Genomic DNA, 12033 nt, shown 5'->3' on the forward strand with positions numbered 1-12033 from the left:
AAGAATAGACTGACGAAGATACATCACCATAACCATAAATAAGTGTTTTTGAGATAGCTGACGTTACCTGAAACGCATTAATTGACTATTGTATGAACTATGTGAAATAAATTAAGAAAATCATATCCTTTTATATTACAAAAAATAATAACAGGCATATTTCAAACAAAATTTCAATAACTTAATATAATTAGATTATTAATCAATTTATGAAATGGATAATCATATTATATTTATCTAGAATTGATAGTTAAGTCCTGGGGCTTTATTTGTCATAGATAAATTATCCTGTAAAGTGGAGGACACTATTATGTATAAACATAAAGTGAAAGTGATGACTTTAGCCACGACGATAATTACTGCTTTATTTAATGGCGCATGGGCTCATGGTTATATTGACCGCCCAGGAAGTCGTGCATTCCTTTGTTCTGCACAGGGAAATGAACAAAATACGGATTGTGGATTGGTCAAGTATGAACCTCAATCTCTTGAAGCGAAGAAAGGCTTTCCACAAGCGGGTCCAGAAGATGGCCATATTGCCAGTGCCGGCATTGGTCATTTTGGCGAATTGGATATTCAAACCGAAGATCGTTGGAAAAAAATTCCTATTACTACCGGTGATATTGAGTTCCAGTGGGAAATTATGATTCAACACAAAACCTCAAGTTGGGAATATTTTATTACCAAATCTGATTGGGATCCCAATAAACCTTTAACCAGAGAGCAATTTAATAGCACACCTTTCTGTTTTGAGGATTATCAGGAAAAAATGCCGGGCAGCAGAGTTATTAATAAATGTACTTTACCAGATGGTTATCAAGGTTATCACATTATACTGGGTGTTTGGACAATTTCAGATACCCTCAATGCATTTTACCAAGTGATTGATACAACAATTAGCCCTGCTTGATTATAAAATAACTATTATCAGGAACAGCATGATGCTGTTCCTGTTTATCGGGTTTCTTGTTCCATCCATTGAGCTAAGTTAATTTCGATGTAAACAAAGATGTTTATGAAAACAAAATTAACATTATGTTTGGTCAATAGAAATAATCGATAAAAATAGTCATAAATAGTCATAAATAGTCATTATTCGCGTACTATACCAAAAACAATATTCATCAAAGCCCCCCGTTTAACTGCTGGATTTTGAGGTCAGAGCCACTCGGTGAAGCCCCATGTCCCGGTAAAGTCTTTAAATATCTTTAGCTGTATGTGGCCCTGAACTCCAACAAATGCAAGATGGTCATCCTTCCTCATACACCACTCGAATCCTCCAGACGGACGCTTAATCACAACCATATCTTCCCATTTTTGCTGGTACTGAGCTTTACAGATAAGTGTCTCGTGAGCGTCGTAGCCAAGGTAAGCCCCTTGATCACTTACAGGGGATGCCCGGCAAATAAAGCCAAGGTAGCCCCCATGCCAGACGCACTCAAATTTTTGGTGTAGTGTATTGCTCTCCCATATTGCCAATGAAACGCTCCCCGGCACTGCATGAAATATACTAGCCACCGTTACAGCAGTTGCGTAATCACCCGCTGGATACGGATGAATAATATAGGATTTTCCTGGGATAGGAATATCGTTGCCTGTGAGTATTCCCATAATCATTATTCCCGTAGTCATTTTTCGTTAGTTTATGTGGTATTCATTGTATTCACATTCATTTAGATAGATATTTTAATTATTGTGTCATTTTTAATGAAGCGTAATATTAATAATAAACATCAGCATCCTGATATATAAATATCTATAAAATATCATAATAAATGACATCGACAATCCAATCATGAATTTCTACACAAAGATATTATAACTTTTATTGTTTATAGAACGGCGATTTTTATTTTTTGTAATCGTACTCTGTATTTAATTCACAATATGGACTTGGTATTCAATCAGATTGAATATAGCGATGAAATTTATCCTTGTTGGTAGTATTGCAACACCTCCAGCTATGGCTAACTAATTCACTAAAACCTGTCTCTATTTCCCCAATTTCGGGCATTGTTGTGCAGCTGCTGAAATGGATATTTCCACCAAACAATCTTGTTCACTGTAACGTTCTAGGCGGTTGAACATGCATCCGACGTATGTGAATTTCATGCTTTGCTTTTGAATGTTACTTATGAGTTTGATGTTTGCACCTTTTTTGTTTTATAATGAATGTATGTTGTAACTAATTTTGTTATTGAAATGAATAAATACTTATCAATTGAAGACTTGAATCGTTGTTTTCAACAACAAGAGAGCAAGTTAAAACAACTGTACGAACAACTACATAACTATTCCCTTCTAGCCGCTCACGTGTTCGTTTTGCCAGAAGTAGAGAAAGGAAGTGAACATGACCCTGTAACAGAAATCATTGTTAATGAAATGACTGGTAATGACGCTCTAAATCTAGGATTAAGTCATTACCAGAAGCTATTTATCTATCACAACAATCAAAATATCAGTAGTAAAGCTGCCGTTCGTCTTCCCGGTGTATTATGTTTTTCTGTGAATCAACCACAATATCGCTCTGCTTTACTTTTGATTGAAGAAATTAATAAGTTGAAAGCAGAACTTGAACATATCGTAACTGTGCAATCAGGGGTGGATAAAGAACAACGGTTTGAGTTTGTTCACAGTCAGTTACATGGTTTGATAACTTTAAACGCTTATAGAACCATCACTCCCCTTCTCAATCCTGATTCAGTTCGTTTTGGTTGGGCGAATAAAAATATCATTAATAAAGTTACAAAAGATCAAATTCTGCAACGCTTAGAAAAGAGTTATAACTCTGGGCGTGCTGTTTCCCCCTATTCTCGTGAACAATGGGCGGCATTAGTCGCCAAAGAAATTATCGATATAAAAAAATTGCCTGATGATGTGGTGTTAAAAATCAAACGTCCAGTAAAAGTACAACCCATTGCACGAGTCTGGTATGCGGAACAACAAAAGCAAGTGCAATATGCTTGTCCCCTGCCAATCATTGCATTTTATGTTAACTATGGCGATAACCAACCAAAGATAGGTAGGCTTACTCACTACGATGCCAGTGCCATAGTGCATCGCTATAAACCCAAAGCCAAACCACTAGAGTTAATTATTCCGAGACTACATTTATATCGTGAGATTTAGTGCATGTTGCTTATTTGACCAAGCATAGTCAATTGTCTATTATAATAGTGACAAAGACCGAGGAGGTGCTTATGCAAGTTTTTACACCAAGCCACAAAGTCCAGAGTAACCCACTTTGGCGAACAGTTGGTTTCCCATCAAGCAGTGGGCCACATCTGAATGCAATATTAAATGAAGGTTAAATGAAGGGTTACCAATCACTATAGTTGATAAAATACAACATTGGTCAACGTTTGGTAAAGGGGATATTTTGCGGATTGCAGGTGCCAAAATACGCAGCTATTCAAGACGCTGCTCAGGTAAAGGTAAACCCTATGGTATTGTGCGACTATATAGAAAATATTTGCATGAGGTTAAGTAAATGGATGAGCTTGTAAAAAAAATAAGTAGTTATCATATATTTAATTATTTAATACCAGGAGTTATTTTTGCTTTTTTAAGTGATGAGTTGTTTGATTATAAATTTAAATTCATTCAAAATAATACAGTGATTGGACTATTTTTTTATTATTTTCTTGGTTCAATAATTAGTAGGGTTGGTTCATTGATTTCGCCATTGATTGATTTTATTTTTCGCATAAAAATGGTAAATTATCAAAATTATATTACAGCAGAAAAACAAGATGGAAAAATAGAGGTTTTGACTGAAATAAATAACATGTATAGATCCTTTTACTCAATGTTTTTAATTTTAAATCTATTAAATTTATTGTGTTTTTTCTTTTCGGATAAGTTTAATACTTGTAATTTTTTGGGATTATTATTGGCGTTTTTAATTTATGCTTTTTCATATAAAAAGCAGACAGGATTTATTGTAAAAAGAGTTGAAAAATATACCGCGTCAAGTTAATGACGCGGCAACCCTATTAAGATTATCTATATATTTTTGATTTATAACTTTTTTTTTCTGTTGTCATCATGCTTTCTTAGTTCTATAAACTTCTTGGGTTTAAAATTTTCAATAATTTCTTCTTTCTCATTATTTTTATTAACTTTTAAGTCATATATATCATAGCTACCAACATTATTCCCAGTAGACTCAACTATAACATCTTGAGATTTTGTAGTATATAATTTAATATCTAAGTCACGTAGTAAATCTCTGACGTTCTGTTTTGGATGTTCATATTGATTGCCGTGATTACTGCTACATATTGCGATTGACGGCTTTATTTTTTCTAATAAATCTTTTGTTAGTACATCACTATGACCACCATGATGAGGTAGAATTATTATATCAACTTCATCTATTAGCGAGCTATTTTTTAATAATACCCCTATTTCAGCAGATTCAACATCACCTAAGCTTAATACATTGAACATTCCAGAACGGAAAAATTTGACAATTGAATTATCGTTTGCCTTTTTTGAGTATTCTCTTGGATGGAAGATAATATTCTTATAGCTGTATCTAGAACCAGATTTTAAGCTTCTTATAAATTCTGGTGTTACAGGAATAATAGTTGTAGCATTATTTTTTTGTTTTTTATACTGTTTTATTAAACATAAAGCTTTAGCACTACCTGAATTGGATTCTGGATCATATCCAGGATATTCTACTTTTTTCGGTTTGAGAGTGTTTAAAATCCAATCTAACTCAGTAGGTGTACAGTGATCCTGATCCCAACTTGTTATATGTAGAGTTGATATCGTTTTATATTGAAATAATTTCATTTCTTCCAATATCCTATCTCTAACATTCTCTGGTGCTCTGGCTTCAATCAAAACAAATTCATTCTCTGTAGCATAAGAAAAGCATGAACCAGCACTAGGTAACATATATGCTCTAAATCTTGTTCTGATTCCCTTTAATTCATCACCCATTTCTTAGATTCCTCGTTATTTATTTATAATATACGCAATTAATTTGAAGATGCAGTCAATAAGATTGTTATATCTCTCACATCGCGGGGAGATAATCAATACACCTTGAAGGATAATAAGTATAAGCGCTTTTTAATTGAAGATGGGGTTTAGAGAGTAACAGAACCAAAATAACGGTTAACGGCGTTTACTGTTCCGTTGCTCCACAACCCCCTAAAATTAGCTTCCTAATATTGTTTATACATACAGTATATTGCAGCTATTCAGGAACAGGCTATGCCGGCAACATATTCACGTTATTGATTCAACTAAGAATTACGGTCAGTCGGGCCAGAACGTCATCCATGATTTTTGCAGGCACACGCTCAAGCCGCTTTCCGCCCCGTGCGCCCATGTCAATTGTGCGCGGCTGATCGCAGCACACAACGCCGGTTGTACGTGTACCGGCACCGTCCAGCGATACTGCAAAGCCAGCGGTACGGGCAAAATTACCACCGCTGGTAACGGGTACCACTACAGGCAGGCGGGTCACGCGGTTAAAGGCCGCTGGCGTGACAATCAGCACCAGCCGCGTTCCCTGCTGCTCATGGCCTGCGGTAGGGTCGAGTGAGACAAGCCAGATTTCCCCTCTCTCCATATCAGATTGCCTCCCGGCCTGCAGCTGGCGCGTCCAGCCATTCACGATCTTCTGCACTGATTTCGGCATCCGGATCGCACTGTGCCAGCAGTTCAGCAAGCGAATATTGTGGGCGCTTGTGCGGCTCCACTATCAGCCGGCCATTATCAATGACCATGCCGACTTCATTATCTGCTCCCAGAGACAGTGCGTTCAGCAGCGCCGGCGGAACGGTCAGCATAACGGAGCCGCCGACTCTCTTCAGACGAGTGGTATGCATATTTCACCTCCATAAAAGTTATATATAAATATAACATCCAACAGGGAAATAAACCAGGCGGCAACACTAAAAAGTTAAATAAATATATAACTTTTTATCCCAGAAGCGTAGCAGGCCCACTGCCAGTAACGGTGGAAACCATAAACCTAATCCCACGTATTCCCGTTTAAATAAAAAACCGGAGCACTCGTCTCCGGTCAGTTTTTTATGGCTAAACAACAATTATTTCAAGCTGCCAACCATATCTTCTGGACGAACCCACTCATCAAACTCAGCTTCTGTCAGATAACCCAGTTTCATTGCCGACTGTTTCAATGTCAGCCCTTCTTTATGAGCTTTCTTGGCAATTTCGGCGGCTTTGTCATAACCGATATGTGTATTCAACGCCGTTACCAGCATCAGAGATTCATTCAGCAATTGAGTAATACGATCGCGATTAGGTTCGATACCGACTGCACAATGTTCATTGAAGCTACGCATACCATCAGCCAACAAGCGAACAGATTGCAAGAAGTTATTAATCACCATTGGGCGGAACACGTTTAGCTCAAAGTTGCCCGATGCACCACCAATATTAATAGCAACATCATTACCCATAACCTGAGCACAAAGCATAGTCACCGCTTCACACTGAGTTGGGTTAACTTTACCTGGCATGATTGAGCTACCTGGTTCATTTTCAGGAATTGAAATTTCACCGATGCCACAGCGAGGACCGGAAGCCAACCAACGAACATCGTTTGCAATCTTCATCATGGATGCAGCCAGACCTTTTAATGCGCCATGAGAATGAACCAGAGCATCACAAGTCGCCAGCGCTTCAAATTTATTTGGCGCAGTAACAAACGGATGGCTGGTCAGTTCAGCCAATTTCTTCGCGACACGAACAGCATATTCAGGATGAGTATTTAAACCGGTGCCAACCGCAGTTCCCCCTAGCGCCAGTTCACAAACATGGGGAATACTGTCTTCAATGTGTTTCAGGTTATGCGCTAACATTGCTACCCAGCCAGAAATTTCCTGACCAAGAGTCAGTGGCGTCGCATCTTGCAGGTGGGTACGACCAATCTTAACGATATCCTTATAAGCTTCAGCTTTATCAGCCAATGTTTTTTGTAATATTTTCAGCTCAGGGATAAGGTGTTCACGCAACGCGATAACAGCGGCAACATGCATTGCTGTTGGGAAAACGTCATTAGAACTCTGACTTTTATTTACATCATCGTTAGGATGGATAAGGCGTTCGTTACCCCTCACCCCGCCAAGGATCTCGCTACCACGGTTCGCCAACACTTCGTTCATGTTCATGTTGCTTTGCGTTCCAGAACCGGTCTGCCAGATAGCAAGCGGAAATTCTGTCGGATGTTTACCTTCCAGCACCTCTTTCGCAGCAGCAATAATGGCTTCTCCACGTTCTTGCGGCAGAAGGCCCAAATCCATATTGACACTGGCCGCAGCCTGTTTGGTCAATGCCAGAGCATGAATTAATGCAACCGGCATTTTCTCCTGCGAAATGCGGAAATGCTCAAGCGAGCGTTGAGTTTGCGCTCCCCACAATTGGTCAGCAGGTACTTCGATAGGCCCCATTGAGTCTTTTTCAATGCGAGTGGCTGCCATTACTATCTCTCCTTAACACACAGAATAATCGAATATGCATAATCAGTCTTTGCAGATAAACTGATTAACATTCTGCTATCATGCCACATATTAGTTCCTGATTATGCCAACCAAGTCGTATTTATCGTATTGTGGTAGAAAGGAAATAGATTGATTTTTTTAAAAAGAGAGTAACGGCCATGTTGAAGATGATAAATCAGATCCAGCACTATTCATGGGGAAGTAAAACCGCCCTGACCGATATTTATGGTGTTGAAAATCCAGATAATCTGCCAATGGCTGAATTATGGATGGGCGCCCATCCTAAAAGCAGTTCATTTGTAACCAATCCCGAAACGGGAAAACCCATTGCCTTAAATGAATTAATAGCCAGTGATCCGGAAAAATATCTGGGGAAAAAAGTTTCAGATAGATTTCACCGCCTGCCTTTTCTATTTAAGGTATTGTGCGCGGCTCAACCTCTCTCAATTCAGGTTCACCCTGATAAAAAATCCGCAGAAGAGGGTTTTGCCAAAGAGAATATCGCCGGTATTCCATTGGATTCAACCGAAAGAAATTACAAAGATGATAACCATAAACCTGAATTGGTTTATGCCCTCACCCCTTTCCGGGCAATGAATGGATTCCGTCCATTAAACGAAATAGCGCAATTATTGGAATTCGTTATTGCGGCCCATCCCAAGATTCCGTACTTTATTCAAACACCAAATGAACAGAATCTTGCCTGCTTATTTTCCCAATTGCTTAATATGAGCGGTAAACAAAAGCAGTTAGCTCTTGGCGTATTAAAATCAGCGTTAAACAGTCGGCTCGGTGAACCTTGGGATTCCATCAAGAAAATGACGGCGTTTTATCCTGATGACAATGGCCTGTTTATTCCACTTTTACTTAATGTCATTGAGCTTGAACCAGGTCAAGCCATGTTTTTATGTGCTCGCACGCCTCACGCTTATCTGGAAGGGGTTGCTCTTGAAGTTATGGCAAATTCAGATAACGTCTTACGAGCGGGTTTGACCAATAAATATATGGATATTCCTGAGTTAATGGCAAACCTTGATTTTGTATCAAAACCAACAGACACCTTATTTACGCTACCGAAACAGGAAAAAACAGCGAAAAACTTCCCTGTTCCAGTAGATGATTTTGCATTTTCTATTTATTCTCTATCAAAGCAACCAATTACGCTGGATAACAATTCAGCATCGATTGTTTTTTGTGTTGAAGGTCAAACAGTTATACAATCTGGAGAACACCAATTAAGAATTTTCCCAGGTGAGTCAGTATTTATATCTGCTGCCGAAAAGGCTGTGATTATTCAGGGTGATGGTTTTACCGCCCAGGTTTTTAATTAATAATGCCAATCTGGGCCTGAAACTTATTCACAGGCCGTTAAGCACTGCTTAAATTCCAAGTGATGCTAACGGCCGTTTTTATACTAGAGGGCACATATTACTTACTACAAAGTATGTGCTAAAAGGATGGATTTCCATTATGAAAAAATCGTTAGTGGCCGTAGGCATTATTGCTGCTTTAGGAGCAGCTTGGACTGGGGCTTCATGGTATACAGGCAAGCAGATTGAACAACGTATAGATCAATCTATTTCCCGCGCTAATGCTGAAATGAAAAAAGCTTTCCCTGAAACAGGTCTGATGTTACAGAGTAAAGATTTCCACCGTGGCGTGTTCAGTTCTGACGTTCGTCTCGTTTTAAAAGCTAAAGATGGCGTTGAAAACGCAGAAATTAAACCAGGTGAAGAAATTTCAATTAAGTCTGTGATTGATCACGGCCCTTTCCCACTGGCACAAGTGAAAAAACTAACCTTAATTCCTAGTCTGGCTTCTGTTCATTCCGAACTGGAGAATAATGAAGCTTTAAAACCGCTGTTTGAAATCACTAAAGGAAAATCGCTGCTTACTTCTGATTCACGTGTCAGTTATCGTGGTTCTGTTATTTCTGATGTTGATATCATCCCTGTCGAATTTGAAAAAAATGGCGCTAAATTCAATTTTTCCGGCGCCAAACTGACTTCCGATCTCAGTCGTGATCTGAAAGAGATATCACTGGCAATCAAGAGTGACCAGTTAGCCATCAATAAAAATGACGAAAATTTCCTTGTCAAAGGTATTGATTTAAACCTGTCCAATAAAAAAGGCAAATTTGATATCTATGTTGGCGATCAAAGCATTGAAATTCAGGAAATCAGCCTAAAAGGTATCGGCAATGAAGATATGATGCTTTCCGGTGTTAAAATAGATTCAAATATTGGTGAAGATGAAACTAATCTAAAAGGGAAAATTACTTACAGTTTAGATGGTCTCAAGATGAGAAATCTTGATTTTGGTTCTGGTAAGTTTGTAATTACTGCGGATCGTCTGGATGGTGAAGCCGTTCGTCAGTTTACTCAAGCCTACAATGATGCAGCCGCCAAATCACTCTCTTCTGGCGATCTCTCTTCCGATGCGGCAGATACCGCCATTATTGACGCGGTATTGTCTAACCTGCCTATTTTGCTGAAAAACAATCCACAATTTGGTATCGAACCATTAACCTGGAAAAATGCCAAAGGTGAAAGCACCATTAATTACCAAGTGAGTTTGAAGAACTTACCGAAAGATAAAAGTAGCTTGTATTCAATGAAAACAGAAGAAGCTATTCGTACTTTAATTCAGAACATGTCTCTGAATGTCACATTACCAAGACCTATGATGATTGAGTTCTCTACTCAGTCAATGATCATGAATGGCATGGATAAAGCAAAGGCTGAACAGAATGCTGAACAACAGATAAATCAATTTGAACAATTAGGACAACTGTTTAAACTTACTACAGTTGATAAAGATGCTATCAGCATTAAGTTTAGCTATGCAGACGGTAATGTAGAAATGAACGGTAAGAAAATGCCTTTACATCAGTTCCTGTCTGAATACTATTTATCCGACGACTCTTCTGATGATAACGAAGCACCAGAGCAAACAATGCCAGAAGGCGACAACCACGACAGTGGAAAAGAGAAAACAGAAGGTACTGTGCAACCTGCGCAATAAAACGCGTTTATAGACGCTTTGTTAAATTGCCAGTCAACGCATGTGACTGGCATTTTTATATAAAAAAGGACCGGAATGTGATTGACATAAAACTCCCACTGACAGATTTACACCGCCACCTTGATGGAAATATCCGGCCGGAGACTATTTTAGATCTTGCCACCCAGCATAATATTCAGCTTCCAGCAAATGATCTGGAATCACTACGCCCTCACGTACAAATTATTAACAATGAACCGAGCTTGGTAAGCTTTTTGCAAAAACTTGATTGGGGAGTGGCGGTACTGGCTGATTTGGACGCTTGTCGTCGTGTTGCTATTGAGAACGTTGAAGATGCCATCAATTCTGGGCTAGATTATGCTGAGTTACGTTTTTCCCCTTATTACATGGCGATGAACCACAAATTTCCGGTTGAAGGGGTCGTTGAGGCAATTATTGATGGTATCCATTCTGCCCGTCAAAATCACGATATCGACATTCGTCTTATCGGAATTTTAAGCAGAACTTTTGGTGAACAAGCCTGTGCTCAGGAATTAGCTGCCCTGCTAGCCCATCGCCAACATATTACTGCACTGGATCTGGCAGGTGATGAATTAGGTTTTCCCGGTCATCTTTTTCAATCTCATTTTACTAAAGCCCGTGATGCTGGCTGGCAAATAACTATTCATGCCGGTGAAGCCGCTGGTGCTGAAAGTATTTGGCAAGCCATTCGTGAATTAGGCGCGACTCGTATTGGTCATGGGGTAAAAGCCATTACCGATCCCAGATTGATGGATTATTTGGTTGAAAACCGTATTGGTATTGAAGCCTGTTTAACCTCAAACCTTCAAACCAGCACCGTCAGTTCTTTATTGGATCATCCACTGAAACAATTTCTGGAAAAAGGTATTCTTGCTTCCATTAATACCGATGATCCGGCCGTTGAAGGTATAGACATCCGCCATGAATATGAAGTTGCCGCACCTGCCGCAGGTTTATCTATTGCTCAAATTCGCCAGGCTCAAATAAACGGGCTGGAAACCTCTTTTATCAGTGATGCGGAAAAACAGGCATTACGCATAAAAGCAGCAAGTCGTTAAATATAAATAGCTCAGGAATGGAATCGCCCATTCCTGATTATGGTTATTACTTGAAATATAATGTACAAATATGTAGTTCGTATAGTGCTGAATATGGACGTCACCGCAATATAAACGCAGTAATAGCTACATTATAGGTTCTAGTTGATTTTAGTGGATTTTTTGGTGGTTTTGACCTTATGATTTATCTATACCCGTAATCATTGAAGATGCTTGATTTTATCTGAAATGGAGATCATTATCCTCGCTATGAAAATATTTATTACATCAGAACAAAAAATCAAACTTGAACATCTTCACGACACCACTCGTGATGGTCAGGTACGAGACAGAATAAAAGCTATCCTTCTGGCTTCTGAAGGGTGGAGTTCTATGATGATAGCCCAGGCATTGCGACTCCATCAGACCACTGTTGACCGCCATATCAGTGATTACCTTAATCA

The 12033-nt window shown here is 39.0% G+C and carries 12 protein-coding genes and 1 pseudogene; 8 read left to right on the top strand and 5 right to left on the bottom strand.

All coding sequences use genetic code 11. The features are described 5' to 3' along the window. The first annotated feature begins 310 nt into the window (after window positions 1–310). Entirely contained in the window at window positions 311–910 is a 600-nt protein-coding gene (locus C6H66_RS10205) for a lytic polysaccharide monooxygenase (protein ID WP_105395514.1), read from the top strand. 248 nt (window positions 911–1158) lie between these two features. Here C6H66_RS10205 and C6H66_RS10210 read toward each other — a convergent pair whose 3' ends face one another. Then, complete coding sequence (locus tag C6H66_RS10210; protein ID WP_228999136.1) at window positions 1159–1611, bottom strand: hypothetical protein; 453 nt, start codon at window positions 1609–1611, stop codon at window positions 1159–1161. Between the two features lie 591 nt (window positions 1612–2202). Here C6H66_RS10210 and tus point away from each other — a divergent pair. The 3 genes and pseudogenes from tus to C6H66_RS10225 all read left to right on the top strand — a co-directional run bounded on the left by tus (window position 2203) and on the right by C6H66_RS10225 (window position 3979). After that, a complete protein-coding gene (gene tus, locus C6H66_RS10215; protein ID WP_046395347.1) occupies window positions 2203–3129 on the top strand; it encodes a DNA replication terminus site-binding protein in 927 nt (308 codons plus the stop codon). A 71-nt stretch (window positions 3130–3200) separates the two neighbouring features. Continuing rightward, a pseudogene (locus C6H66_RS10220) lies at window positions 3201–3439 on the top strand (toxin-antitoxin system antitoxin component); the annotation flags it as partial. A 51-nt stretch (window positions 3440–3490) separates the two neighbouring features. Further along, entirely contained in the window at window positions 3491–3979 is a 489-nt protein-coding gene (locus C6H66_RS10225; protein WP_105395515.1) for a hypothetical protein, read from the top strand. Window positions 3980–4020: 41 nt separating this feature from the next. On the opposite strand, the gene C6H66_RS10230 is transcribed toward C6H66_RS10225, so the two are convergent. The 4 genes from C6H66_RS10230 to fumC all read right to left on the bottom strand — a co-directional run bounded on the left by C6H66_RS10230 (window position 4021) and on the right by fumC (window position 7466). After that, complete coding sequence (locus tag C6H66_RS10230; protein ID WP_105395516.1) at window positions 4021–4953, bottom strand: ComEC/Rec2 family competence protein; 933 nt, start codon at window positions 4951–4953, stop codon at window positions 4021–4023. Window positions 4954–5257: 304 nt separating this feature from the next. Continuing rightward, entirely contained in the window at window positions 5258–5590 is a 333-nt protein-coding gene (gene pemK-mt / locus C6H66_RS10235) for a type II toxin-antitoxin system toxin endoribonuclease PemK-mt (RefSeq protein WP_146111039.1), read from the bottom strand. A 1-nt stretch (window position 5591) separates the two neighbouring features. Further along, window positions 5592–5849 (bottom strand): type II toxin-antitoxin system antitoxin PemI, encoded by a 258-nt coding sequence (gene pemI / locus C6H66_RS25620; protein ID WP_036805903.1) that lies wholly within the window; start codon window positions 5847–5849, stop codon window positions 5592–5594. A 222-nt stretch (window positions 5850–6071) separates the two neighbouring features. Then, the gene (fumC, locus tag C6H66_RS10240; RefSeq protein ID WP_036805900.1) at window positions 6072–7466 is read right to left on the bottom strand and encodes a class II fumarate hydratase; all 1395 of its coding nucleotides are present in this window, start codon (window positions 7464–7466) and stop codon (window positions 6072–6074) included. A gap of 179 nt (window positions 7467–7645) precedes the next feature. On the opposite strand from fumC, the gene manA reads away from it, so the two are divergent. The 4 genes from manA to C6H66_RS10260 all read left to right on the top strand — a co-directional run. After that, on the top strand, window positions 7646–8818 hold the full coding sequence (gene manA / locus C6H66_RS10245; protein WP_105395518.1) for a mannose-6-phosphate isomerase: 1173 nt from the start codon (window positions 7646–7648) through the stop codon (window positions 8816–8818). 139 nt (window positions 8819–8957) lie between these two features. Further along, complete coding sequence (locus C6H66_RS10250) at window positions 8958–10511, top strand: YdgA family protein (RefSeq protein ID WP_105395519.1); 1554 nt, start codon at window positions 8958–8960, stop codon at window positions 10509–10511. A 77-nt stretch (window positions 10512–10588) separates the two neighbouring features. Continuing rightward, window positions 10589–11590: an adenosine deaminase gene (add, locus tag C6H66_RS10255; protein WP_105395520.1), complete on the top strand. Its 1002-nt coding sequence runs from the start codon at window positions 10589–10591 to the stop codon at window positions 11588–11590. Window positions 11591–11839: 249 nt separating this feature from the next. Continuing rightward, the coding region (locus tag C6H66_RS10260) for a helix-turn-helix domain-containing protein (protein WP_146111040.1) at window positions 11840–12033 on the top strand (194 nt) is incomplete at its 3' end.

Source organism: Photorhabdus hindustanensis (assembly GCF_002968995.1).
Lineage (GTDB): Bacteria > Pseudomonadota > Gammaproteobacteria > Enterobacterales > Enterobacteriaceae > Photorhabdus > Photorhabdus akhurstii.

Coding starts and splice junctions, on each gene's coding strand:
- C6H66_RS10205 (WP_105395514.1), top strand. CDS start 311: ATGTATAAACATAAAGTGAAAGTGATGACTTTAGCCACGACGATAATT.
- manA (WP_105395518.1), top strand. CDS start 7,646: ATGTTGAAGATGATAAATCAGATCCAGCACTATTCATGGGGAAGTAAA.
- fumC (WP_036805900.1), bottom strand. CDS start 7,466: ATGGCAGCCACTCGCATTGAAAAAGACTCAATGGGGCCTATCGAAGTA.
- pemI (WP_036805903.1), bottom strand. CDS start 5,849: ATGCATACCACTCGTCTGAAGAGAGTCGGCGGCTCCGTTATGCTGACC.
- C6H66_RS10210 (WP_228999136.1), bottom strand. CDS start 1,611: ATGGGAATACTCACAGGCAACGATATTCCTATCCCAGGAAAATCCTAT.
- pemK-mt (WP_146111039.1), bottom strand. CDS start 5,590: ATGGAGAGAGGGGAAATCTGGCTTGTCTCACTCGACCCTACCGCAGGC.
- C6H66_RS10225 (WP_105395515.1), top strand. CDS start 3,491: ATGGATGAGCTTGTAAAAAAAATAAGTAGTTATCATATATTTAATTAT.
- C6H66_RS10250 (WP_105395519.1), top strand. CDS start 8,958: ATGAAAAAATCGTTAGTGGCCGTAGGCATTATTGCTGCTTTAGGAGCA.
- tus (WP_046395347.1), top strand. CDS start 2,203: ATGAATAAATACTTATCAATTGAAGACTTGAATCGTTGTTTTCAACAA.
- C6H66_RS10230 (WP_105395516.1), bottom strand. CDS start 4,953: ATGGGTGATGAATTAAAGGGAATCAGAACAAGATTTAGAGCATATATG.